Consider the following 22,225-nt stretch of genomic DNA (forward strand, 5'->3'; position numbering starts at 1 on the left):
ACCGTTCAAATGTGGAGCGGTAGCTGGTAATGCACCTCACTACCCGTTGATAATCGGCACTGAATTCATTGTTGCCGAGAGTTTCCCATGCTGTTTTTGCTGACGGGGTGCCTGTCATGAGCACCACCCGCCGCGCGACCGACGCGTTTGCCCTGCAAATCATGCTGGGGTTGTGCCTGATCTGGGGCATGCAGCAGGTCATGATCAAATGGGCAGCGGCCGACATCGTGCCGGTGATGCAGGCCGCCGGTCGCTCGGGTATTGCGGCGGTGCTGGTCGGGTTGCTGATCTGCTGGCGTGGTGGCTGGGAGCATGTCAGCAGTACCTGGCGCGGCGGTCTGTTGGCCGGTGCACTGTTTGGCCTGGAATTTCTGTTCATTGCCGAAGGCCTGCAACTGACTTCGGCAGCTCATATGTCGGTGTTTCTCTATACCGCGCCGGTGTTTACCGCGCTGGGCTTGCATTGGCTGCTGCCCAGCGAACGGCTGCGGCCATTGCAATGGTTGGGTATTGCGCTGGCTTTTGGCGGTATTGCGGTGGCATTTGCCGGTGGTGTATCGCTGGAGCATCTGGACGGGCGCATGCTGCTCGGGGATGCCTTTGGTGTGCTGGCCGGCATGGCGTGGGGCGCAACGACCGTCGTGGTGCGCGGTTCGCGGTTGTCCAAGGCCCCGGCGACACTGACGCTGTTCTACCAGTTGTTGGTGGGGTTTGTCGGGCTGCTGATGATCGCCGCGGTCAGTGGCCAGATCGGCCAGGTTACATTTACCCCGATATCGGTTGGCAGCCTGTTGTTCCAAGGCCTGGTGGTGTCGTTCTTCAGTTACTTGACCTGGTTCTGGTTGTTGCGCCGTTACCTGGCATCGAACCTGGCAGTGTTTTCCTTCATCACCCCGTTGTTCGGGGTGACGTTTGGGGTACTGCTGCTTGGCGAGCCGCTCAGTCTGAACTTCATTCTTGGGGCCGTCTGCGTGCTGCTCGGGGTCACGATGGTCAGCGCAGAGCAGTGGGTACGTCGACGTTTGCGCAGCCTGCTCGGCCAGTAACGGGGGCCAGCAACAGGGTGCCCGCCAGCAACAGGCCGGCGCCTGCGACTATCAACGCGGGCTCAAGGCTGGCGGCAAACTGGGTGCTCAGGGCGGCCAGCAAAGGGCCGCTCAGTTGACCAAGGGCAAAACAGGCGGTCAGCAGGCCCGCGTTGCGTTGTGTGGCGTGTGGTGCCAGTTCCCGAGAGCGCTGCATCACCAACTGCATACAGGCCAGGAACGGCGTACCGCAGAGCACCACGCCCAGCGCCAGGCCGGGGCCGTTCCCCAGCAGGCAAGCAAATACCCCGGCGGCCTGCAGCCATAGCGTTACCATCAACCAGCGTGACGTGCTGCCTTGTCCGGGGCGACGCCGACTGACCATCACCACACCCAGCGTTGCCGCCAGGCCAAAGCCGGGCCAGAACAGGTCGGCCAGCCACTGGCCGTGGAAGTGTGTATTGGCCATTTGCGACATGAAGGTCGCCGGAATGATGTAGCCGGTGCCGTACAGCGCATAGATAACGCTCAGGCGGGCAATTCCCGGTGTGCTGCCGCCCAGGCTGATCGCTGCGTTTGTAGCGGTTGCGGGTTGCGGCAGCAGCGGCAGAATGGCCAGTAGCATCAGCAGGGCGGTTGCGGCATAGATCAACCACAGCGGTGCAGAACCGAGCCCCTGTAGGTTGGAATACAGGGCGAGCAAACCGGTCAGGCAGATGCCCATGCCTGGGCCTGCAAAGACCAAGGCGCCCAACTGCGGGCGGTTGCTTTGCGCGGCCAACTGCTGGCTTAAGCTGGTGATCATCACCAGCACCCAGGCACTGGCCACACCGGTACCAAAGCGCAGCAGCATATGCGCCCAGAACCCGTTCGCCCAGAACGACGCCAGGGTCAGCAGTACACACAGCCACAGTCCGGCCAGCAAGCGCAGCCGGACCTGCCCGGGCCGGCGCGCAAACATGCCGTCCAGCGCGCCCACGAAGTAACCCAGGTAGTTGGCTGCCGCCACCACCCCGGCAGCACTGAGGCCCAACTGACCTTCGCTGATCAGGTGTGGCAGTTGTGGGGTCAGGGCAAAACGGCCAATGCCCATCGCCATCATCAAGGCGACGAAGCTGGCGAGCAGGCGCAGAGTCGGGGACATGACGGGTCTCCAATGCAAGGTTCGATGACCGTCAGGCTAGTGCGCATTGACTTTCAATAAAATTGAATAATTATGATGAACCTGTTCTTTTTTAGAGAATGACCATGGAGCTTAGTCAGCTGAGAATCTTTCAGGCGGTTGCCGAGACGGGTTCGGTTACCCGGGCTGCCGAGCAGTTGCATCGGGTGCCGTCCAACCTGTCGACGCGCCTGCGCCAACTTGAGGAGCAATTGGGCGTAGAGCTGTTTCGTCGCGAACGACAGCGTCTGCAGTTGTCACCGGCAGGAAAGGTGTTGCTGGATTACGCCGGACGCCTGCTGGCCTTGCACGATGAGGCCTTTGCCGCAGTGCAGGGCGGCCAACCGGCAGGGAATTTTGTGCTCGGCACCATGTACAGCACGGCTGCCATCCATTTACCTGCCTTGCTGGCGCGTTATCATCGGGCCTACCCAGCGGTCAATTTGCAGGTGCAGGCGGCGCCCAGTGGTGAACTGCTTGAGGGTTTGCTCAGTGGGCGCCTGGATGCTGCATTGGTCGATGGTCCGTTGAGCCTGGCGGGCCTGGATGGTGTGCCGCTTTGCGATGAAACCCTGGTGTTGATCACCGAGGCCGATCATCCCCCGGTGCGCAGTGCCCGCGACGTGGCAGGGCGTGCGGTATTCACCTTTCGTCAGGGCTGTTCGTACCGGATGCGTCTTGAAGCCTGGTATGCCCATGACCATGCGGCCATGGGCCGGGTGATGGAAATTGAGTCCTACCCCAGTATGTTGGCTTGCGTTATTGGCGGCGCCGGTGTCGCACTGATGTCGCAATCCATGCTGGAGAGCCTGCCGGGGCGTGAAAGCGTGGCGGTTCACCGTTTGCAGTCACCGTTCGACGAGGCCACCACCTGGTTGATGTGGCGCAAGGGCATGCTGGGGGCGAACCTCAGTGCCTGGGTGGCGTTGCAGCAGGAAGACCGGCTTGAGCCCGCGCAATGTCGTATGGTCAGCGCTTGATCGAGGTCAAGCCGTGTTTTCTTTGTCAGATTCAGCGGTGCGCGGTGAAGGACATCGGGCTATGATCTCTATGAAGCGCCGCAGGACTTCTTTGCCGCGCCAGATAGCCCGTAAGGGGGATGTCATGAAAAATGCGCTGTATAACTGGCTACATGACCTGGCTGTTGCGCTTGGCCTGATCCCGCCACCGCTGCAACCGGTTCCGATTCCCAGTGATGAGGAGCAACGCAAACGCCAGCCGCGCAAGTAAACTGGCGCAGTATCGGCCTGAAAACCGTCGCATCATGGCGAATGCGACGGTATGTTCAGGTTAGGTTCAGCTCAGGCCAATTCTGCTGCTTTTACGGGTTGGCGTGACATCAGGCTGACTGCGATGAAGCTGATCAGGCCAATTGCCAGGCTGTAGTAGATCGGCGTGTTGGCTTCCAGGCCATCCTTGAACATGAATACCAGTGCGGTACCAAAACCCAGCACCATGCTGGTGATTGCGCCTGCAGTGGTCGCGCGCTTCCAGTAGATCGCGCCGATCAGCGGAATCAGCATGCCACCGACCAGCAGGTTGTAAGCCAGGGTCAGCGCGCTGATCACGTCGTTCACCACCAGTGCAATGCCCAGCACAACGATACCGGTCAGGCAGGTAAACAGACGGTTCACTCCCAGGCTCGACTGCTTGCCGCCGCGCAGCCGTGGCAGCAGGTCTTCGGTCAGCGTGGTGGAGGCTGCCAGCAGGCCAGCACTGGCGGTGGACATCATGGCAGCCAGGGCAGCAGCCATCAGCAGCCCGCGGATACCATCGGGCAGGGTGCCCTTGATCACTGCGGCGAAGGCGTTGTTGGGGTTGCTCAGGTCAGGCATCAGTACATGTGCTGCCATACCGATCAGGGCGCAGGCCAGACCATAGATCACACAGTAGACACCCGCGGTCGTACCGGCATATTGAGCCACCTTTTCGTCGCGCGCGGTGAACACCCGTTGCCAGATGTCCTGACCGATCAGGATGCCGAAGAAGTAGATCAGGAAGTAGGTGATGATGGTGTCCCAGCCGATGGTGGTGAGGCTGAAACTGGCTTCTGGCAGTTTGTTCACCAACTCATCCCAGCCCCCGACCTTGTACAGGCACACCGGTAGCAGGATGAACATCAGGCCGACGGTCTTGATCACGAACTGGACGATGTCTGTCAGGGTCAGTGACCACATGCCGCCGATGGTTGAGTAGGTCACGACCACGCCACCGCCGAGCACAATGGCCAGCCAGAACGGCAGGTCGAGCAGCACTTCCAGAACGGTGCCGATGGCCAGTACAGAGGTCACCCCGATCATCAGTGCATAAGCCAGCATGATTGCGGCACTGGCTTGACGGGCCATGGGGTTGTAACGGCGCTCAAGTACCTGGGTCACGGTGAAAATACGCAGGCGCAACAGCGGTTTGGCCAGGAACAGGTTCAGGGCGATGATGCCCATGCCCAAGGCGGCGCAAAGCCAGAAACCCGAGATGCCATGGACATAGCCAAGGCGTACGGAGCCAACGGTAGAAGCACCGCCCAATACGGTTGTGGCCATGGTGCCCATGTACAGGGTCGGGCCGAGGTTGCGGCCAGCGACAAGGTAGTCTTCGTGGGTCTTGGCTCGGCGCATTCCATACCAGCCGAGCGTGAGCATGCCGGCGGCGTAAATCAGTACAACGAAAATATCCAGGGCCATGGGGTGTCTCCGATTGTCTTTATTATGGCGAGATCGACCTCGCGGGCGGCCATGGCCGCCCGGGGCATTCTTCAGTACAGCGGGCCGGTCAGCGGCCGCGCTGTCATGGCTTCCTGCCGTGGCGGTTGTCCTGGAGGTGTTGCTTTAGCGGCGTGCCACGCCCGGCAATACGCACAGCATTTCGTAGAGCAGGTTGGCGCCGAGCAACGAGGTGTTGCCGGTCGTGTCATAAGGCGGGGACACTTCCACCAGGTCGCAACCGATCAGGTCCAGGCCCTGGCAGCCACGAATGATCTCCATGGCCTGTATGGTGGTCAGGCCACCGATTTCTGGCGTGCCGGTACCAGGCGCCCAGGCCGGGTCTATGCCGTCGATGTCAAAGCTAAGGTAGACCGGGCCGCCACCGACTTTTTCACGCACCTCAGCCATCAGCGGCTCTAGCGACTTGTGCCAGCACTCCTCGGCTTGAACCACCCTGAAGCCCTGCTTTCGGCTCCAGTTGAAGTCTTCTGCGGTGTAGCCTTGGGCGCGCAAACCAATCTGTACCACCCGGTCGCAGTCCAGCAGGCCTTCTTCGACTGCACGGCGGAAGGTGGTGCCGTGGGCGATTTTCTCGCCGAACATGTGGTCATTGACGTCGGCGTGGGCATCGATATGCACCAGCCCGACCTTGCCGTGTTTTTTATGGAGGGCACGCAGGATCGGCAGGGTGACGGTGTGGTCGCCGCCCATGGTCAGTGGAATCACATCGTGTGCCAAGATCTGATCGTAGGCCTCTTCAATGATCCGCACCGCGTCGAGCAGATTGAACGTGTTGATTGCCACATCGCCGATGTCAGCCACTGACAGCGAGTCGAAGGGGGCGGCACCGGTTGCCATGTTGTAAGGGCGGATCATCACCGACTCAGCACGTATCTCCCGTGGGCCGAAGCGAGTCCCCGAGCGTAGCGAGGTGCCGATGTCCAACGGAATACCGACAAACGCGGCATCCAGGCCGGCTGCGCTTTGCAGGTGGGGGAGACGGAGCATGGTGGCGATACCGCCGAAGCGCGGCATTTCGTTGCCGCCCAGCGGTTGATGAAGAATCTTGTCCACGGTCTGGCCTCATCGATTCGATAGTTTTAGTGGTTGAAACCTGTCGGGCTGAAGCGGGAAAGCAACTGAAATACCGCGCACAGGCCGGGTTGTGGCGGAGTCTGCAAAACGTAGTGGTTGAAAAGAATCGCTACAGCTAAATACTTACTTCAGATTTTTATGAACTATGCGCCCGGTGCTGGTTAGACTTTGCAGACCATCCCCCCACGGATTAATCGAACATGGCCAACGCATTGCCTGACCTGAAACTGCTGCGCATCTTCGTCAGCGTCGTGCGTCATCAAGGGTTCGCCAATGCCCAGCAAGAGTTGAACCTGTCGACCTCGGCCATCAGCACCTACATGAGCCAGTTGGAATCTGCGTTAGGGATCGTGCTGTGCCATCGGGGGCGTGGTGGCTTCAGCCTGACCAGCAAGGGTGAACTGTTCCATCAGGAAACGTTGCGCTTGCTGGCGGAAATGGAAGGTTTCGAGCAGTACGCTGCAGCGCTCAAAGGCGAGTTGCGTGGCACGCTTAACCTGGGCGTGATCGATTCCACGGTAGGTGACCGGGCGTTGCCGCTGGCCGAGGCCATTGGTGCATACAGTCAGGAGCACCCGGCGGTGCATTTGCACTTGTCGGTGTCCAGCCCTTACGAGTTGCAGTTGGGCGTGCAGGACAACCGCCTGGACCTGGCGATTGGCGCGTTTTCCACACGCATGAGTGGCTTGCTGTATCAGCCGCTGTACCGCGAGCAACACTGGCTGTACTGCAGCAATCGCCATCCGCTCTACCTGCAACGGCGTATTCCCGAGCAAGTGATTACCCAGCAGCGCATGGTCGGGCGTGGTTACTGGAGCCAGGCGGAACTTGCCCGGCATGGTTTCAAGCACAGCGCGGCAACGGTGGAGAGCATGGAGGCACAGCTGATCCTGGTGTTGTCCGGTGCCTACATTGGTTATTTGCCCGAGCACTATGCACAGGCCTGGGTGGATAAGGGCGATTTGCGGGTACTGTCCCCGGCGACTTTCGGCTACCAAGCGCCATTTTCCATGATCATCCGCCGCGGGCGCAGCCGCGAACCGTTGATCCAGACCTTTCGTGATTTGCTCAAGGCACAGCTCATGCCAGCCTGAACGGTATGTCTGGAAAATATTTTTCGAAAATCGGGAAATTTCTGGGTTTTTTCGCCATCACGCCCGTAAAGGCTCTGCTAAACCTTCCTTTGCTTGATGATTTTCTATCATTTTCCTCCAAGCAGGGAACGCCCAGATGCGCATGAATTTGCCCGTAACTGAGCATGAAAGAACCTTTCCCAATGAACAGCGGCTAATCTCCACCACCGACCTGAACAGCCGCATTACCTACTGCAACGATGCCTTTATCTCGATCAGTGGTTTTACCAATGAGGAACTGGTAGGTCAGACGCACAACCTGGTACGTCATCCGGACATGCCGCCTGCGGTGTTTGCTCATATGTGGGAGACCATCAAACAGGGAAAGCCCTGGATGGGCGTGGTCAAGAACAGGGCCAAGAACGGCGATTTTTACTGGGTAAGTGCCTACGTTACGGCGATTTATGAAAATGGCCGGATCAGCGGTTATGAGTCAGTACGTTCAGTGCCGAGCCGTGAGCAGATTCGCCGGGCTTCTGCATTGTATGCGCGCTTGCGCCAAGGGCGTTCGGCGCTACCGGTCGCTGCACGGCTGGGCACCCAGTTGGCTCATGGCTGGCCATTGCTGGTTGCAGGAGGCGTGTCGGCAGCAGGGTACCTGTGGTTGCCGCAATACGCGGCGCTGGGTGTGTTGGCGGCGAGCCTGCTTGCGGCCTGGTACCTGACCGAATCGCGACAGAACCGCGCCATCAAGCGCACTTTGGCTGAGCACCCCAAAGCCTTCACCAGCCCGCTGGTTGCACTGACCTACAGTGACAATGCGGGGTTGCTGGGGCAGTTGGAGCTGGCCATTATCAGTGAGGAGGCCCGGCTGCAGACCGCACTGACCCGGTTGGTTGACGCGGGCGTCGGGGTCAAGGCGCGGGCGGCGCAATCTTCCGATTTGTCGGGCTCCCAGGCGCAGATGCTCGATCGTCAACGCAATGAGACCGACCAGTCCGCCACGGCCATCGCGCAAATGGCCGCGACGATTCAGGAGGTGACCCACAATGTGCAGAACACGGCCATTGCCGCTTCCGATGCTGACAAGCTGACTCAGCAGGGCAGTGATCTGGCTCAGCAGAGTTTGCAAGCGATGAGCAGTATGAGCGAAGCGGTCAACAACATTGGCGTGGCAGTGCATGCCTTGGCTGACCAGACCCAGTCGATTGGCAGCGTCGTGGATGTGATCACCTCGATTGCCGAGCAGACCAACCTGCTGGCGCTGAACGCGGCCATTGAGGCCGCCAGGGCGGGGGAGCAGGGGCGGGGCTTTGCGGTCGTGGCCGATGAGGTTCGCTCGCTGGCCCAGCGTACCCGTACGTCCACCGAGGAAATCCACCAGATCATTGCCTCGCTGCGTTCCGGTGCCGAGCGCGCCGTGAGCACCGCGACCAAGGGCGAGCAGATTTCCCGTGACAGTGTGCAGCGCGTTGAGGCCGTGCAATCAGCATTGGTCGGTATTAGCCAGGCCGTGAGCCGCATTACGGGCATGAGCCAACAAATGGCCACGGCTTCCGAGCAACAAAGCCATGTGGCCGAGGACATCAATCAGCAGATTACCCGTATCGCCCAGCTCTGCGACCACAGCGCCGATCAGGCCAAGCAGGGAGCAGAGATCAGTCAGGACCTCGAACACATGGCTGATTACCTGTACAGCCTGGCAGAACGCTTCAACCGCTAGCCCCGGCTACCCACAGGGATGTGGGTAAGCTTTTCGAGCCTGTTGTGGCACACTTGTGCACTCAGGAGAAATCGATGTCCAGAATCAACTGCGAGCGCTGCCTGCGACCGCAAAACCACTGCCTTTGCCCCTTGATCCCCAGCCTTGAGAGCCGTACACGCGTCGTGCTTTTGCAGCACCCGAGTGAAGTCCGCCATGCTCTGAACACTGCTCGCCTGGCTGGCTTGGGCCTGCGCAATGCCGAGTTGCGGGTGGGCGAGGTGTTTGATGATCTGCCCGATCTGATCGCGACCCCCGGTTACCGGGTTGCCGTGCTGTTCCCTGGCGATGAAGCGCAAGCGCTTGGCCCCTACAGTAACGACCAGGACTCGCGTCCCTGGTTGCTGGTAGTGCCTGACGGAACCTGGCGCAAGGCACGCAAGTTGTTGCACCTGAACCCGTTGCTGGCGGGCCTGCCGAGGGTCAGCCTGGCAACCGTTCAGCCGTCGCGTTACCGGTTGCGCAAGGCGCCGGAACCAGGCGCGTTATCGACGCTGGAGGCGGTGGTGCAGGCATTGAACGTGCTCGAGGCGCCGGACGTGTTTGACGGGTTGCTAAAGCCATTCGACGCACTGATCGAAGGGCAGATTTCGGCAATGGGCAGTGAGACCTACGCGCGTAACCATGTGCGCTGAGTGCCTGTGCACAGTGCTGCAGCTCCCGCCAATGGCATAGGCTGTCAACGTTTAACCAGGGTTTTCTGACGCAGGATGTAGACGCTGACCAACACCGCACTGGTCAGCATGAAACCACGTGCCCATGGGAAGGGTACGAAGTAGCAGGACAGGCTGATACTTGCCCACATCAGGCCGATGGCATAGACCTTGCCTTTGAGGGGGATGCCTTCGCCGTTGAGGTAGTCACGAATCCACGGGCCCAGTTGGGCGTGGTTGATCAGCCAGTCGTGAAAACGGGGCGAGCTGCGCGCAAAGCAGGCTGCTGCCAGCAGCAGAAACGGGGTGGTCGGCAGTACCGGCAGGAAGATGCCGATCACCCCCAGCGCAACGCTGAGCCAGCCGATGGCCAGCAGCAGGTAACGCATCGGTAAAAACTCAGTGGTGGCGGGGTTTGAGCAGCGCTGGCTTCTCGTCTGGCGCATGGCAGAGCAGATACAGCGCAGTCAGCGCCTCAGGGATCTGCACGATCATGTCGTCCATCAGGTTGGCATCGCTGGCGATGTCGGCAAATTCAGGCTGTTCGTCGAACAGGCCGGAGCCGACCATGATCGGCAGCAGCATTTCGCTGACTTCTTCTTCCGCGGTCTCGAACCAGGCTTCTTCACGCAGGAATACGCCTTCCATGAAACCGATGCACCAGCCGCGCAGCTCGGAGTCGTCCGGCTCGTCGCCAAGGTCCAGGTCGCATGGCAGCTCGAACTCCTCGTCGCTGGCCAGTTGGCGCGCGATGTGTTCCTTGAGCTTGATCAGCGTCGTTTCGATCTCTGTGCGCTGGGCGTCGTCCTTGTAATGCGGCTCTTCGGAGAACAGGGCGTCGATCCATTCACGCTCGGGCACGGCTTCGGCGCAGATCGACAGCGCGGTCAGGTAGCCGTGAGCGGCAACGTAGTCCAGCGCTTCCTCATGCAACTCGTCGGCGTCGAGGAAGGCTTGCAGGCGGTTCAATTGCTCAGCGAAGGACATTACAGGGCTACCTTGGGAATAAACGATAATGAATTCTAGCACCTTGCGGTGCAAACGATGCAAAGGAAGACGCTCTATCGTAGAGGCACCTGCGCGGGCAGGCGCTCGGGTATAATGCCCGGCTTTTGTGTCGGGAGCCCTGCGTGGCGGTCCCGGGGTAAAAGCCGCTTACGCATTTTCGGATGAGGCGGATCGGTTTTTCATCCAGCCTGTGGCGAGGATGGTTCTGCGATTTTTGGAGTTTCTATGCTCGAACAGGCTCAGCGCGTCCTCAAGGATATCTTCGGCTACGACAGTTTCCGTGGTCGCCAGGGTGCGATCATCGAATGTGTGGCCAAGGGCGGGGACGCCTTGGTGCTGATGCCTACCGGTGGTGGCAAGTCGCTCTGCTATCAGGTGCCGGGGTTGTTGCGCAATGGTCTGGCGGTGATTGTCTCGCCCCTGATTGCCCTGATGGAAGACCAGGTTGCAACCCTCGATGAGTTGGGGGTGGCAGCTGCCTCGCTGAACTCGACCCTGAGTGCCGAGCAGCAGCGCGAGCTGGCCGGGAAGATCCGGCGCGGCGAAATCAAGATGCTCTACCTGGCGCCTGAGCGTCTGGTTCAGCCGCGTATGCTGGATTTCCTGCGCGGCCTGGAGATTGCGCTGTTCGCGATTGACGAGGCGCACTGCGTTTCGCAATGGGGCCACGATTTCCGTCCGGAGTACCTGCAGTTGGGGCAGTTGGCCGAACTGTTTCCGCACGTGCCGCGTATTGCCCTGACGGCCACGGCCGACATGCGTACCCGCGAGGAAATCGTTACCCGTCTGCATTTGCAGAACGCCGAGCGCTTTCTGTCGAGTTTCGATCGGCCGAACATTTTCTATCGCATAGTGCCCAAGGAGCAGCCACGCAAGCAGTTGATGGCGTTCCTTGGCGAGCGCCGTGGCAACGCCGGTATTGTCTACTGCCTGTCGCGAAAGAAAGTCGACGATGTTGCAGCCTTCCTCTGTGATCAAGGCTTCCCGGCCTTGCCCTACCATGCCGGTCTTCCCGCTGAAACCCGTGCCAGCAACCAGCGGCGCTTCCTCAACGAGGAGGGCCTGATCATGGTCGCGACCATTGCGTTCGGCATGGGTATCGACAAGCCCAACGTGCGTTTTGTCGCTCACCTCGACTTGCCCAAGTCACTGGAGGCCTACTATCAGGAAACCGGTCGTGCCGGCCGTGACGGGCTGCCCGCCGATGCCTGGATGGCCTACGGCCTGCAGGACATGGTGATGCTCAAGCAGATGCTGCAAAACTCCGAGGGTGATGAGCGCCACAAGCGCATCGAGCAGCACAAGCTCGACGCCATGCTGGCCTTGTGCGAGGAAACCCGCTGTCGGCGTCAGATATTGCTGAACTACTTCGACGAAGAACTTCAGCAGCCGTGTGGTCATTGTGACAACTGCGTTGACAGCGTACAGACCTGGGACGCGACCGAACCGGCACGCCAGGCCCTTTCGGCCATCTACCGTACGGGGCAGCGCTATGGTGTTGGCCATTTGATCGACGTATTGCTCGGTCGTGATAACGAAAAAGTGCGTAGTTTTGGCCATCAACAGTTGTCGGTGTTTGGCGTCGGCAAGGCGCGCCAGGAAGGGGAGTGGCGCTCGCTGTTCCGTCAACTGGTTGCCCGAGGCCTGGCTGATATTGACCTTGAAGGGTATGGTGGCCTGCGCCTCTCCGACAGTTGCCGCCCGTTACTGCGTGGCGAGGTCAACCTGGAGCTGCGTCGAGATCTCAAACCGCAGACCAGCAAAGGCACTGGCAGCTCCGGCAGCCCGGCGAGCCAGTTGGTGCGTGGTGAAGAGCGCGAGCAATGGGAGGCCCTGCGTGCGCTGCGGCGCAAGTTGGCCGAGGAGCATGGCGTGCCGCCTTACGTGATCTTCCCCGACTCGACGTTGCTCGAAATGCTGCGCAGCCAACCGAGCAGCCTGAGCGAAATGGCCCGGGTCAGTGGTGTCGGTGCGCGTAAGCTGGAGCGCTACGGTCAGGCCTTCCTTGAGGTGCTTGGTGGCGAGGCTGAAACGCCCAAGGTTGTGGTCGATCTGCGTCACGAGTTGGTGACCCTGGCCCGTGCCGGCATGACACCGATCCAGATCGCCGGCCAACTGCAATGCAGCGAAAAAAACGTCTACAGCCTGCTGGCCGAAGCCATCGGTCGTCAGGAGTTGTCATTGGAGCAGGCGCTGGATTTGCCGGAAGACCTGTTGCTTGAGCTTCAGGACGCGTTCCTTGATGGCGAGGGTGAGTTGCCGCCAGTCTCGGCGATTGCCGGGCAGTTCGGGGCACGAGTACCAGAAGGGGTGTTGTACTGCGTTCGGGCTGCCCTGGCCGCAGAATTTGAGATGTAAAACACCGCTAATGTCATCATTTATAACGATTGTTGGACAAAATGCCTGGTGTCAGAGCCTTGCCTAAGGGGCTCGACCATGGTTAGCTGACTAATAATTGTTTTTGATGATGAGTGTGTTATGCCGTTGACCGATCACCACCGCTTTGGGATGCAGCTGGCGCAGATGTCCCGTGGCTGGCGCGCCGAACTGGATCGCCGCCTGGCCGGATTGAACCTTTCACAAGCGCGTTGGCTGGTGCTGTTGCACCTGGCCCGTTTCGAAGATGCGCCAACTCAACGCGAGCTTGCGCAGAGTGTTGGCGTCGAGGGGCCGACCCTGGCCCGTTTGCTTGATAGCCTGGAGGCCCAGGGCCTGGTGCGTCGTCAGGCCGTCCTGGAAGATCGCCGGGCGAAGAAAATTCTGCTTTGCCCTCCAGCCAAGCCTCTGATCGAACAGATCGAAACCATCGCCAATGCCTTGCGTGCCGAGCTGTTCACGGGTGTCGATGAGGAGGAGTTGAACATCTGCATGCGTGTGCATGCGCGCATTCTGGCAAACCTGGAGAAGTCCTAGTCACCGGTCAGGAGACAGTACCCGCATGACCCTGCACAAGCCTGAGATCGTCATCACCTATTGCACTCAGTGCCAGTGGCTGCTTCGGGCTGCCTGGCTGGCTCAGGAGCTGCTCAGTACCTTCAGCGATGACCTGTCGCGGGTGGCGCTTGAGCCGGCCACGGGAGGCGCCTTTCGCATCACCTGCGACGGTGTGCAGATCTGGGAGCGCAAGGCCGATGGCGGTTTCCCTGAGGCCAAAGTGCTCAAGCAGCGTGTACGCGACCAGATCGATCCGCAGCGCGACCTGGGTCACAACGACCGGCCTTGATCAGGCGCTCTCGGCGGCCTTGAGCTTCTTGCCTTCGCGGCCTGTGGCCATGCGACTGGATACGACAATAGCGAGAATGATCAGCACACCGCCCATGAGCATGCGCGGTGTGGGCGTCTCTGCGAAAATCATCCAGGCCATGGCAATGCCGTAGACCGGCTCCATGGCAAAGACCACCGCCGCAGTGCGAGCCTTGATGACCGCGAGGCTGGCGACGAACAGGCTGTGGGCAACGCCTGTGCAGAACACCCCGAGCAGGCCAATCCACAGCCAGTCCAGTGCAGGTACCGCGCTGATCTCCGGCGCCGCCATGGGCAGCAGGCACAGGGCGACCACGGCGTTTTGGCAGAGGGCAGCCTGGACTGCCGGGACGCGTCCGGAATTGGCGCGGTTGATCAGCGACAGCAATGAAAACAGCAGCCCGGAAAGTAACGCCCACAGCAGGCCGCCGGTGGCTTCGCTGGCGAGGTTGAAGTCGGGGGTGACCAGAATCAGGCCAAGGCTGACCAGCGCTACCAAAAGTACCTCGTTGCCACGGATGCGTTCGCGAAACAGCAGGCCTTCAAGGATGATGGTAAAGGCCGGAAAGCTGGCAAAGCCCAAGGTGGCGATCGCGACGCCCGCGACCTTTACGGCAATGAAGAAGCTGACCCAGTGTCCCGCCAGCAGTACTCCGCCGAGCGTGAGGCGTTGCCAGTCCTGATTCCGCAAGCGGATCCAGCCTTGCCCGGCGAGGGCTGCGAACGCAGCCAGTGCCGCTACCGCGAACACCGCTCGACCAAAGACGATGATCGACGGTGCGGCGCTGGCAAGCTTGCCAAACACGCCAGTCAGGCCGAAAAACAGCGCGCCAATATGCAAGGCGCCCAGGGCGGTGCGGTGATTCATGGAGGTCCTTGTTGTTTGAGTGAGGCAGCCTGCTCAGTGTAAAAGTCGGTTGTGCTGCCTGTCTGTCGCGATCCTCGCGTCAGTTGTCGCCGGGCTCTCGGCGCAATGCGCCAGGCGTGCAACCAAATACCTTGAGTACGGCGGCAGCGAATGCGCTTTGCGAACTGTAACCAACGCGACAGGCAATCTCACCGATAGGCAGCGTTGTGCTTCTCAGTAGATGGCGAGCCTTTATCAGGCGGCGCTGGCGAATATAGTCCATCGGGGTCATGGCGCACTCGGCCATGAATCGTGCGTGCAGTCGCGCACTGGACAACCCGGCGAGCCTTGCCAAGTCGGCTACCTGAAGCGGGTAGGCAGCATACTGCTCAATGTGGGCATCGAAGGCTGCGTAGGGCAGCAGGCGCTCAGGCACATGCGTTGTTGCGGCGTCACTGAGACTGGCCAATAGCAAGACAGCACCCTGCTGGGCAATCACCGGGTCGTTCACCGGGCTTGCTGCCAGCCAGTCGACCAGTTGCTGCTGGCGGTTGTTCAGGTTGATTGCGCCGGGGTGATCCAGCAGGCGTTGGCTAGCTTCGGCGTGCTCGCCAAGGCGTTTCCCCAGCCATTGACCCACCGGTACATCCAGTACAAGGCAGTGACTGCCCTGGGGGCTGCCACAGGTGTGATGTGCGCCAGAGGGCACCACCATTAACCCCTGACGCTCGATTTGCCCTGCGTGTCCCTCGACTTCGAAGTCCAGGCGGCCGCGCAGACCGAACACCAGTTGTGGGTGCTCATGGCTGTGGGCAATCAGGTCATGACTGTAGTGACGCAGCGTAAATATCGAGCCGGCGCTCATCGATGCTTCCTCGAAGTGCAGCAGCGCAGTTTACATCTCTTGGTGGCTGGCACGCTTTTCAGCAGCACAATCGAGTTTGCCGGGAACACCGGGCTAGAAAGTGATCTTGCCACGCAGCATGTCGCGGTACATCGCGAAATCGCCAATCAAGCTGTAGAGCGGGTGGCTGAACGTGGCTGGACGGTTTTTTTCAAAAAAGAAATGCCCGACCCAGGCGAATCCGTAGCCTGCAACAGGTAGCGTCAGCAGCAGCGCCCAGTTGCCAGTGGCCACCGTGTAGGCTGCCAGCGCGATGACCAGGCTGGTGCCGACAAAGTGCAGGCGGCGACAGACAGTGTTGCTATGCTCCCCCAGATAGTAGGGGTAGAACTCGGCAAAACTGCTGAAATGCTGAGGGCTGTTCACGATAACGCTTCCTTGGTTTATCGGATATGGCCACGGTACACGACGTGGAGCCTGAATTGAGTCTAGAGTCATTAGCTACATCAGCCAGTGACAATAGGCGCCGTTTTAGTATCCTTCTGGTTCACCGCATCGCGGTATGTGAACTTAAAAGAAGCCAGCCATGAGCGTAAGAACCACTTCAGCAAGCTGGGCAACGGGAATCGTCAAGGCACTTGAGTTGGAAGGGCTCGATTGTCGTGCCATGTTTGCCCAGCTTGGTCTGGATTTTGCGGCGTTGGATGACCCCGACGCGCGCTTTCCACAGGACTCCATGACCCGCCTTTGGCAGTTGGCAGTGGAGCTGTCCGGCAATCAGGCGATTGGCCTGAACCTGGCCCGTGTGGTGCGCCCGGCTTCCTTTCACGTCGTCGGCTATGCGTTGATGTCCAGTCGAACCCTGGCGGAGGGGTTCGAGCGTCTGGTGCGTTATCAACGAATCATTGCTGAAAGCTCCGATCTGGCGTTTCGCCTGGAGCCTGAGGGTTATGCATTGGTGCTGACGGTGCATGGCGATCACCTGCCGCCGACCCGGCATAGCGCCGAAGCCTCGTTGGCGTGTGCGTTGTCGCTGTCCAGTTGGCTCAGCGGTCGTCCTATCCAGTTACGGCGGGTGTTGATCCATGGGCCCGAGCCTGTCGATCAGGAGCCCTATCGCCAGGCCTTCCAGGCCCCGCTGGTGTTTGGTGCCGAGCACAATGCGTTGATTTTCGAGCGCAAAGACATGGAAGCGCCATTGCCCACCGCCAACGAGGCCATGGCTGCCTTGCATGATCGTTTCGCGGGTGAGTACCTGGCGCGGTTTTCCGAGAGCCGCGTAACGCATCGGGCCCGTCAGGTGCTATGCCGGATGTTGCCTCAGGGCGAGCCGAAACGGGAGATGGTTGCCCAGGCGCTTCACCTGTCCCAGCGCACCTTGCAGCGACGATTGCAGGAAGAAGGCACCAGCTTCCAGGCCTTGCTCGATGACACCCGCCGTGAGTTGGCTGAGCAGTACCTCGCCCAGCCGGGCATGACGTTGCTAGAGGCGGCCTATCTGCTGGGGTTTGCTGACCCGAGCAACTTTTTTCGGGCTTTCCGCCGCTGGTTTGATGAGACGCCCGGAGAGTACCGGGCCCGCCTGAGTGGGTGTGTGCCGAGCGCTTAGCGGGTCAATGACGCCAGAACGCTGGCATGCACAGCACCAGCACCGTGATGATTTCCAGACGGCCGAGCAGCATGCCGCCCGCCAGAATCCATTTCGCCGCATCCGGCAGGCTGGAGAAGTTGCCGGAAGGGCCGATGGTCTCGCCCAGTCCCGGCCCAACGCCTGAAACGGTGGCTGCTGCACCGGTCAGAGCGGTCATCCACTCTACGCCCAGCAACGACAAGGCCAAGGCAATGACACAGATCGTGGTGGCGAAGAAGAACGAAAAGGTCAGAATCGAGCGCACGATCTCTTCGTCGAGACGATGCCCGTTGTACTTCTGTTTTATCACCGCGCGGGGGTGGATCAGTTGATTCAGGTTGGCCTTGAGCAGGGTATAGGCGACCTGAAAGCGGAAGATCTTGATCCCGCCAGCGGTCGAACCTGAGCAGCCGCCGATAAAACCGAGGTAGAAAAACAGCATCAGCGAGAAGTTGCCCCAGAGGCTGTAGTCGCCCAAGGCAAAACCGGTGGTGGTCACCACGGATGTCACGTTCAGCGCTACGTGGCGCAGGGCGTCGAGCCAGTGGAGGCTGGTCGTGGCCCAGTACCAGATGCCGAGCACTGCCCAGGTGACCAGCAACAAGCCGAGCAACCCGCGAACCTGATGATCTCTGAACAGTGCTTTGCGGTTGCCGCGCAGCGTTGCGACATACAGGGTGAAGGGCAGGCTGCCGAGGATCATCACCACCACGGCAACCCAATGCACGGCGGGTATGTCCCACTTGGCAAGAGACTGGTCGGAGGTGGAGAAACCTCCGGTGGAAATGGCCGACATGGCGTGGTTGATGGCGTCGAACGGGTTCATGCCGGCGAGCCAGAACGCCAGGGCGCCAAGGGTGGTGAAACCGACGTAAACCATGACAATCGACTTGGCGACCATGTGTGAGCGCGGCATGACCTTTTCCGAGCGGTCCGACGACTCGGTCTGGAACAGGCGCATACCACCGATACGCAGCAACGGGAGAATCGCCACAGCCATTGCGATGAAGCCGATACCGCCAAGCCAGTGCAGCAGCGAGCGCCAGATCAAAATGCCTGGCGACATGGTGTCCAGGCCGCTGAGTACGGTGGCACCGGTGGCAGTGATGCCTGACATGCTTTCGAAAAAAGCGTCGGTGTAGCTGATGTGCTGGGTCAGCAGGAAGGGCAATGCAGCAAAGATACACACCACCAGCCAACTGCTGACGGTAAGCAGGTACATGTCCCGTGGGCGCAGTTGCACGTGCTCCGGACGTCCGGGAACGACCAGTGCCAGGCCGGCCAGAAAGGTGATCAGGCTGGCCCAGAGGAATGAGGTCAGGTCGCCGGTGCGCTCGAAAAGCACCAGGGTGGCCATGGGCACGACCATGCTGATTGCCAGGGTAATCAGGAAGATGCCGATAATGAAACCAATGATCCTTAAGGTCGGCAACGCCATGTGATCTGCTCTGACTCGATGCGGAAAGGCGCCATTCTACCTATGGACCTTTTTATGTAAACGCTAGAATAGCCTCACATTTAATTACAGGGGGTAGCCGATGGAGGCTCTCGACGCATTGCTCAACCGTGTTTCCGTTCCACGCCTGGTGGAGCCGGCACCGAATGCTGCACAGCGTGAGGCGCTGTTTCAGGCAGCCTTGCGTGCCCCCGATCACGGTCAACTGCGGCCATGGCGATTTCTCACCGTCGAAGGCGCAGCTCGCGAACAACTGGGGCAGCTGTTGGTCGAGGCGACCGAGCTCAAGGGTGATGCGACCCAGGCGACGCTGGACAAAGCCCGTGCCATGCCCTTGCGGGCGCCACTGTTGATCGTGGTCATTGCCCGTTTGCAGGACCACTTCAAGGTGCCCAAGTCGGAGCAACGCCTGGCCGCAGGATGCGCGGCGCACGGTATTCTGTTGGCGGCTTATGCCCAGGGGATTGGCGCGGTGTGGCGTACCGGTGATCTGTCCTACAGTGCCCATGTGGCCAAGGGGCTGGGTTTGGCCGAAGGCGAGGAGGTTATTGGCTTCCTGTACCTGGGCACGCCTCAGAACGAACCCCGTACAGCGCCGATACTGGCCACCGAGGACTTTGTCAGCGCCTGGTCGATGCAGGGCTAAGTCGTTCTGTGCTGCCAGTAACCCGATGAGGTTACTGTGCAGCACCTTGCGACGGTAACGTCAGGGTTGCTACAAAGCCGCCTTGCGGATGATTGCCCAGTGTGAGGCTGCCGCCATGACGTTCCACTGCTCGCCGTGCAATGGCCAGCCCCAGGCCATGACCTGCAGCGCTTTGCCCAGGGGCTCGGAAGAATGGTTTACCCAGTTGCTCGAGATGTTCGCCGGCTACACCAGGGCCATGGTCACGCACGCTGATAACTATCCGTTCACTGTCACCAGTGGCCTTGAGCTCAATGGGCTGTCCTGGTGGGTTGAAGCGTTGGGCATTGCGCAACAGATTGTCCAGCGCACGCTCCAGCAGTGTCGGCCAGCCTTGAAGTGCCAGCCCGGGCTCACTGTCCAGGTGTATGTCCTGCTCTGGCGCATTGAGCAGAGCATCCTTCTGTATGTTCAGCAGCAGCGCCGAGAGGTCAATCGGCTCGGCTTTGGCCTGTTCGGCATCGACACGGGCCAATGCCAGGATTTCACTGATCAGGGCTTCCAGGCGGTCACATTCACGGGTCAGTCGCGGCCATAGCGCTTCGCGTTGTTCCGGCCCGGCGCGCTCTGCAAGGGCCAGAGCGATGCGCAGGCGTGCCAGTGGCGAGCGCAGTTCGTGCGACACATCACGCAGTAGTTGGCGCTGGCTGCCTATCAGGCTTTGCAGACGTGCGCCCATACGGTTGAAGTCGTTGGCCAGTACGCCAAACTCGTCACGTCGGCTGGCCAGTCGAGCCAGGCTGTTCTGTTGGTAGGTGGTTTGCCCCAGGTCATGTACTGCGCCGCGCAGCCTGCCCAGTGGGCGAGTGATCGACAGGGTCACCAGCAGGCTGAACAGGGTCAGCACGACCAGTGCAATGCCCAATGCGCTCAATGGCCAGAGCAGGCTTTCGCGGTGCCAGGCGTCGAGCTCAGGGTGGGGGATTCGGTAGATCAGCAGGTAGGTGTCGCCCGTGTCGGGGCTGGTGTACTCCTCTGTGAGGCGACGCCAGGGGAGTTGCCGTTCATCATTGTGGCGGCGAGCCTCAAAGGCGGCGGCGCGGCGCGGGAAGGTCCCGGGGACGACAGCATCTCCACCGTCGTTCAGCACCTGGACGTCGATGTGATATTGCCGTTTTCGCTGTTCCAGCAGGTCCTGAGCGACTTCCGGGCCGTCCCGCTCATAGCGTTCGGTCCAGTTTTTGGCCAGTGTGTTCAGCCCAGGATGACGACTGAGAATCCAGGCGTCCTGGTTCAGCATGTGGCCCAACAGGATCGACAGGCCGGCAACCAGCGTGATGGCTAGCCAAAAACTGGCAAGGATGCGCCAGAACAATGAACGCAAAGGAGGCACCTCTAACGGAAAATGCCCGGTGTGCGGTGGCAGACCGGGCAGTTGTGGCACAGCTTACTGGGCCTTGGTGGCTTTTTCAGCTTTCCAGGCTTTGAACTCGTTCCACTCGGCGCGGCGCTCAGCCTCTTTCTTCTTCATTTCGTCGAACTGCTTTTGCTGGTCGGGTTTGAGCAGTGCACGAATGTCAGCCTGGGTTTTGTCTTCCTTGGCCTTCAACTCGTCTTTCATGGCTTTTTGATCGGCTGCCGGGAGTTTCTCCAGGTAGCGCTGGGTGATTTCGTGACGCTCTTTCATTTGTTCGCCCATCAGCTTGCGGACCTGTTGGCGTTGCTCGTGGGTTAGGTCCAGTTGGGCAAAGGGCGCGCCGCCGCGGTGGTGTTCGCCTTGGTGCGGGCCGCCCTCGGGCATGGCCATGGCGACCGTTGGCAGGGTCGCAGCGAGCATCAGGGCGATCAGGGTCTTGCGCATGGTGAGTCTCCTTGTCTGAAGCCGGTAGTGGCCGGATGTGCTCAGTGTAGGGAGATCAAGGTCAGCGGCGGTCAGGCAAGCGTAAAGCTTGGGTAAAGAGTCGTTGGCTTCGGCCTGACAATTAGAGGCTGTAGTAATAGCCACGGCTACGCAGCGCGACAATTCGCGGGCGGCCATCCGGGTGTGGGCCCAGTTTTTTGCGCAGGTTGCTGACGTGCATGTCCAGGCTGCGGTCGTAGAGCGTAAGTTTTCGTCCGAGGGCGATCTGTGCAAGCTCCTGTTTTTCAAGCGGCTCGCCGGGCTGACGCAGCAGGGCTTCGAGAATGCGGCTTTCGGAGAGGGTCAGGGTTTGCTCATGTTCGTCGATGCTGATGACACCGCGGGCCGGGCTGAAGCTCAGGTCACCGATTTCCAGTTGGCTGGGTGGCGCTGCCGGGTGGCTGCGCCGCAGCACCGCGCGCAGGCGCGCAGTCAGTTCTCGAGGGTCACAGGGTTTGGCGAGGTAGTCGTCGGCGCCCAGTTCCAGGCCGAGAATGCGGTCGAGTGGCTCGCCGCGAGCTGACAGCATCACCACAGGCAGCTCGGCATGCTCGCTGCGCAGTTGCTTGAGCACTTCAAGGCCACTGCCGTCGGGCAGCATCACGTCCAGCACCACTGCGGCTGGCGCGTACTCGGCCAAGGCCTTGCGCGCACTCTGGCCATCGTGGCAGGCACGCACCTGAAAACCTTCCTGGGTCAGCCAGCTGCTCAGCAGCTCGCAGAGTTCCTCGTCATCGTCGATCAGTAACAGCTCGCTCATGTCTCACTCAATTCAACCATTGCCGGCGCCGTCTGTAGCTGCCGCTGGCAAAGATACCGCAGAGTGCTGCCAAGAGGGCAACTCCACCGCCAATCACGAACCATTGCTGTTGATCGGTCAACAGTTTTATCGGGCTGTTGGTTTGCAGCGCCTTGACCTGAGCCTTCAAGCGCTGGTTTTCCTGGCGAAGTTCACTCAGCTGAGTGCTTTCGCGTGTGTTATCGAGTGTTTGCAGTTGTTGGGTCAGCGCCTGGCGCTGTGCTTCGCTTTCCTTCAAACGCTGTTGCAGCTCGGTGATCTGGCTGCCGGCACTGAGTGACAGCGGGGTGCTGGCAACGGCCTCTTCGGCCTGAGCAAGCGGGCTCAACAGCAACAGGGACAGCAGCAGGGACAACGGACCTTGACGCATCGGAACTCCTGATTCCACTTGAGTGTTCCAG

At 60.4% G+C, this 22,225-nt stretch carries 23 protein-coding genes and 2 pseudogenes; 12 read left to right on the forward strand and 13 right to left on the reverse strand.

Going from position 1 to position 22,225, the window contains the following annotated elements; genetic code table 11:
- The first annotated feature begins 116 nt into the window (after positions 1-116).
- Positions 117-1,046: a DMT family transporter gene (locus CS390_RS06835; RefSeq protein WP_099773853.1), complete on the forward strand. Its 930-nt coding sequence runs from the start codon at positions 117-119 to the stop codon at positions 1,044-1,046.
- On the opposite strand, the gene CS390_RS06840 is transcribed toward CS390_RS06835, so the two are convergent.
- Positions 994-2,169, reverse strand: coding sequence for an MFS transporter (locus CS390_RS06840; protein ID WP_099773854.1), 1,176 nt, complete (start codon positions 2,167-2,169; stop codon positions 994-996). The genes CS390_RS06835 and CS390_RS06840 overlap by 53 nt on opposite strands.
- Before the next feature lie 104 nt (positions 2,170-2,273).
- Between CS390_RS06840 and CS390_RS06845 the strand changes: the two genes are divergently transcribed.
- Both CS390_RS06845 and CS390_RS25260 read left to right on the forward strand, forming a co-directional pair.
- The gene (locus tag CS390_RS06845; RefSeq protein WP_099773855.1) at positions 2,274-3,167 is read left to right on the forward strand and encodes a LysR family transcriptional regulator; all 894 of its coding nucleotides are present in this window, start codon (positions 2,274-2,276) and stop codon (positions 3,165-3,167) included.
- Between the two features lie 124 nt (positions 3,168-3,291).
- Positions 3,292-3,417: a PA1414 family protein gene (locus CS390_RS25260; RefSeq protein WP_256587577.1), complete on the forward strand. Its 126-nt coding sequence runs from the start codon at positions 3,292-3,294 to the stop codon at positions 3,415-3,417.
- 71 nt (positions 3,418-3,488) lie between these two features.
- On the opposite strand, the gene CS390_RS06850 is transcribed toward CS390_RS25260, so the two are convergent.
- Positions 3,489-4,868, reverse strand: coding sequence for a sodium:solute symporter (locus CS390_RS06850; RefSeq protein WP_099773856.1), 1,380 nt, complete (start codon positions 4,866-4,868; stop codon positions 3,489-3,491).
- Between the two features lie 144 nt (positions 4,869-5,012).
- Positions 5,013-5,963 (reverse strand): agmatinase, encoded by a 951-nt coding sequence (gene speB, locus CS390_RS06855; protein ID WP_065760883.1) that lies wholly within the window; start codon positions 5,961-5,963, stop codon positions 5,013-5,015.
- Between the two features lie 221 nt (positions 5,964-6,184).
- Here speB and CS390_RS06860 point away from each other — a divergent pair, with 221 nt between their 5' ends.
- From CS390_RS06860 to CS390_RS06870, 4 genes and pseudogenes are all read left to right on the forward strand, one after another.
- Positions 6,185-7,078 carry a LysR family transcriptional regulator gene (locus CS390_RS06860; RefSeq protein ID WP_065760884.1) on the forward strand — a complete coding sequence of 298 codons (894 nt, stop codon included), beginning with the start codon at positions 6,185-6,187 and terminating at the stop codon, positions 7,076-7,078.
- Positions 7,079-7,220: 142 nt separating this feature from the next.
- A pseudogene (locus tag CS390_RS25630) lies at positions 7,221-7,526 on the forward strand (PAS domain-containing protein); the annotation flags it as partial.
- A gap of 279 nt (positions 7,527-7,805) precedes the next feature.
- Positions 7,806-8,780 (forward strand): annotated as a pseudogene (locus CS390_RS25635) (methyl-accepting chemotaxis protein); the annotation flags it as partial.
- A gap of 74 nt (positions 8,781-8,854) precedes the next feature.
- On the forward strand, positions 8,855-9,454 hold the full coding sequence (locus CS390_RS06870; protein WP_099773858.1) for a tRNA-uridine aminocarboxypropyltransferase: 600 nt from the start codon (positions 8,855-8,857) through the stop codon (positions 9,452-9,454).
- 44 nt (positions 9,455-9,498) lie between these two features.
- On the opposite strand, the gene CS390_RS06875 is transcribed toward CS390_RS06870, so the two are convergent.
- Entirely contained in the window at positions 9,499-9,861 is a 363-nt protein-coding gene (locus CS390_RS06875; protein WP_099773859.1) for a YbaN family protein, read from the reverse strand.
- Positions 9,862-9,871: 10 nt separating this feature from the next.
- On the reverse strand, positions 9,872-10,459 hold the full coding sequence (locus CS390_RS06880) for a YecA family protein (RefSeq protein WP_065760888.1): 588 nt from the start codon (positions 10,457-10,459) through the stop codon (positions 9,872-9,874).
- A gap of 246 nt (positions 10,460-10,705) precedes the next feature.
- Here CS390_RS06880 and recQ point away from each other — a divergent pair, with 246 nt between their 5' ends.
- The 3 genes from recQ to CS390_RS06895 all read left to right on the forward strand — a co-directional run bounded on the left by recQ (position 10,706) and on the right by CS390_RS06895 (position 13,703).
- Positions 10,706-12,838: a DNA helicase RecQ gene (gene recQ, locus CS390_RS06885; RefSeq protein ID WP_099773860.1), complete on the forward strand. Its 2,133-nt coding sequence runs from the start codon at positions 10,706-10,708 to the stop codon at positions 12,836-12,838.
- A gap of 120 nt (positions 12,839-12,958) precedes the next feature.
- Positions 12,959-13,393, forward strand: coding sequence for a MarR family transcriptional regulator (locus tag CS390_RS06890; protein WP_099773861.1), 435 nt, complete (start codon positions 12,959-12,961; stop codon positions 13,391-13,393).
- Positions 13,394-13,418: 25 nt separating this feature from the next.
- Positions 13,419-13,703, forward strand: a complete 285-nt coding sequence (locus CS390_RS06895) for a SelT/SelW/SelH family protein (RefSeq protein ID WP_099773862.1) — start codon at positions 13,419-13,421, stop codon at positions 13,701-13,703.
- On the opposite strand, the gene CS390_RS06900 is transcribed toward CS390_RS06895, so the two are convergent.
- From CS390_RS06900 to CS390_RS06910, 3 genes are all read right to left on the reverse strand, one after another.
- Complete coding sequence (locus tag CS390_RS06900) at positions 13,704-14,591, reverse strand: DMT family transporter (RefSeq protein WP_099773863.1); 888 nt, start codon at positions 14,589-14,591, stop codon at positions 13,704-13,706.
- A gap of 79 nt (positions 14,592-14,670) precedes the next feature.
- Positions 14,671-15,435, reverse strand: a complete 765-nt coding sequence (locus tag CS390_RS06905) for an AraC family transcriptional regulator (RefSeq protein ID WP_099773864.1) — start codon at positions 15,433-15,435, stop codon at positions 14,671-14,673.
- Between the two features lie 93 nt (positions 15,436-15,528).
- A complete protein-coding gene (locus tag CS390_RS06910; RefSeq protein WP_065760893.1) occupies positions 15,529-15,840 on the reverse strand; it encodes a DUF962 domain-containing protein in 312 nt (103 codons plus the stop codon).
- Between the two features lie 160 nt (positions 15,841-16,000).
- Here CS390_RS06910 and CS390_RS06915 point away from each other — a divergent pair, with 160 nt between their 5' ends.
- The gene (locus CS390_RS06915) at positions 16,001-17,023 is read left to right on the forward strand and encodes an AraC family transcriptional regulator (protein WP_099773865.1); all 1,023 of its coding nucleotides are present in this window, start codon (positions 16,001-16,003) and stop codon (positions 17,021-17,023) included.
- Positions 17,024-17,027: 4 nt separating this feature from the next.
- Here CS390_RS06915 and CS390_RS06920 read toward each other — a convergent pair whose 3' ends face one another.
- Entirely contained in the window at positions 17,028-18,482 is a 1,455-nt protein-coding gene (locus tag CS390_RS06920) for a TrkH family potassium uptake protein (protein WP_099773866.1), read from the reverse strand.
- 100 nt (positions 18,483-18,582) lie between these two features.
- On the opposite strand from CS390_RS06920, the gene CS390_RS06925 reads away from it, so the two are divergent.
- On the forward strand, positions 18,583-19,146 hold the full coding sequence (locus CS390_RS06925) for a nitroreductase family protein (protein ID WP_099773867.1): 564 nt from the start codon (positions 18,583-18,585) through the stop codon (positions 19,144-19,146).
- Between the two features lie 31 nt (positions 19,147-19,177).
- Here the strand turns inward: CS390_RS06925 and CS390_RS06930 are convergent, their stop codons facing one another.
- The 4 genes from CS390_RS06930 to CS390_RS06945 form a co-directional block, all read right to left on the reverse strand.
- The gene (locus tag CS390_RS06930) at positions 19,178-20,509 is read right to left on the reverse strand and encodes a HAMP domain-containing sensor histidine kinase (RefSeq protein ID WP_099773868.1); all 1,332 of its coding nucleotides are present in this window, start codon (positions 20,507-20,509) and stop codon (positions 19,178-19,180) included.
- A gap of 63 nt (positions 20,510-20,572) precedes the next feature.
- Positions 20,573-20,986 carry a Spy/CpxP family protein refolding chaperone gene (locus CS390_RS06935; RefSeq protein ID WP_065760898.1) on the reverse strand — a complete coding sequence of 138 codons (414 nt, stop codon included), beginning with the start codon at positions 20,984-20,986 and terminating at the stop codon, positions 20,573-20,575.
- Between the two features lie 121 nt (positions 20,987-21,107).
- Positions 21,108-21,785, reverse strand: coding sequence for a response regulator transcription factor (locus tag CS390_RS06940; protein ID WP_065760899.1), 678 nt, complete (start codon positions 21,783-21,785; stop codon positions 21,108-21,110).
- Between the two features lie 7 nt (positions 21,786-21,792).
- Entirely contained in the window at positions 21,793-22,194 is a 402-nt protein-coding gene (locus CS390_RS06945; protein ID WP_065760900.1) for a translation initiation factor 2, read from the reverse strand.
- Between the last annotated feature and the right edge of the window lie 31 nt (positions 22,195-22,225).

Origin of the sequence: Pseudomonas sp. HLS-6 (genome assembly GCF_002753995.1) — a bacterium.
Lineage (GTDB): Bacteria > Pseudomonadota > Gammaproteobacteria > Pseudomonadales > Pseudomonadaceae > Aquipseudomonas > Aquipseudomonas defluvii.

What these genes read in the sequence shown, in the direction of transcription:
- CS390_RS06835 (WP_099773853.1), top strand. Translation starts at nt 117, where the DNA reads ATGAGCACCACCCGCCGCGCGACCGACGCGTTTGCCCTGCAAATCATG.
- CS390_RS06840 (WP_099773854.1), bottom strand. Translation starts at nt 2,169, where the DNA reads ATGTCCCCGACTCTGCGCCTGCTCGCCAGCTTCGTCGCCTTGATGATG.
- CS390_RS06845 (WP_099773855.1), top strand. Translation starts at nt 2,274, where the DNA reads ATGGAGCTTAGTCAGCTGAGAATCTTTCAGGCGGTTGCCGAGACGGGT.
- CS390_RS25260 (WP_256587577.1), top strand. Translation starts at nt 3,292, where the DNA reads ATGAAAAATGCGCTGTATAACTGGCTACATGACCTGGCTGTTGCGCTT.
- CS390_RS06850 (WP_099773856.1), bottom strand. Translation starts at nt 4,868, where the DNA reads ATGGCCCTGGATATTTTCGTTGTACTGATTTACGCCGCCGGCATGCTC.
- CS390_RS06860 (WP_065760884.1), top strand. Translation starts at nt 6,185, where the DNA reads ATGGCCAACGCATTGCCTGACCTGAAACTGCTGCGCATCTTCGTCAGC.
- CS390_RS06870 (WP_099773858.1), top strand. Translation starts at nt 8,855, where the DNA reads ATGTCCAGAATCAACTGCGAGCGCTGCCTGCGACCGCAAAACCACTGC.
- CS390_RS06875 (WP_099773859.1), bottom strand. Translation starts at nt 9,861, where the DNA reads ATGCGTTACCTGCTGCTGGCCATCGGCTGGCTCAGCGTTGCGCTGGGG.
- CS390_RS06880 (WP_065760888.1), bottom strand. Translation starts at nt 10,459, where the DNA reads ATGTCCTTCGCTGAGCAATTGAACCGCCTGCAAGCCTTCCTCGACGCC.
- recQ (WP_099773860.1), top strand. Translation starts at nt 10,706, where the DNA reads ATGCTCGAACAGGCTCAGCGCGTCCTCAAGGATATCTTCGGCTACGAC.
- CS390_RS06890 (WP_099773861.1), top strand. Translation starts at nt 12,959, where the DNA reads ATGCCGTTGACCGATCACCACCGCTTTGGGATGCAGCTGGCGCAGATG.
- CS390_RS06895 (WP_099773862.1), top strand. Translation starts at nt 13,419, where the DNA reads ATGACCCTGCACAAGCCTGAGATCGTCATCACCTATTGCACTCAGTGC.
- CS390_RS06900 (WP_099773863.1), bottom strand. Translation starts at nt 14,591, where the DNA reads ATGAATCACCGCACCGCCCTGGGCGCCTTGCATATTGGCGCGCTGTTT.
- CS390_RS06905 (WP_099773864.1), bottom strand. Translation starts at nt 15,435, where the DNA reads ATGAGCGCCGGCTCGATATTTACGCTGCGTCACTACAGTCATGACCTG.
- CS390_RS06915 (WP_099773865.1), top strand. Translation starts at nt 16,001, where the DNA reads ATGAGCGTAAGAACCACTTCAGCAAGCTGGGCAACGGGAATCGTCAAG.
- CS390_RS06920 (WP_099773866.1), bottom strand. Translation starts at nt 18,482, where the DNA reads ATGGCGTTGCCGACCTTAAGGATCATTGGTTTCATTATCGGCATCTTC.
- CS390_RS06925 (WP_099773867.1), top strand. Translation starts at nt 18,583, where the DNA reads ATGGAGGCTCTCGACGCATTGCTCAACCGTGTTTCCGTTCCACGCCTG.
- CS390_RS06935 (WP_065760898.1), bottom strand. Translation starts at nt 20,986, where the DNA reads ATGCGCAAGACCCTGATCGCCCTGATGCTCGCTGCGACCCTGCCAACG.
- CS390_RS06940 (WP_065760899.1), bottom strand. Translation starts at nt 21,785, where the DNA reads ATGAGCGAGCTGTTACTGATCGACGATGACGAGGAACTCTGCGAGCTG.
- CS390_RS06945 (WP_065760900.1), bottom strand. Translation starts at nt 22,194, where the DNA reads ATGCGTCAAGGTCCGTTGTCCCTGCTGCTGTCCCTGTTGCTGTTGAGC.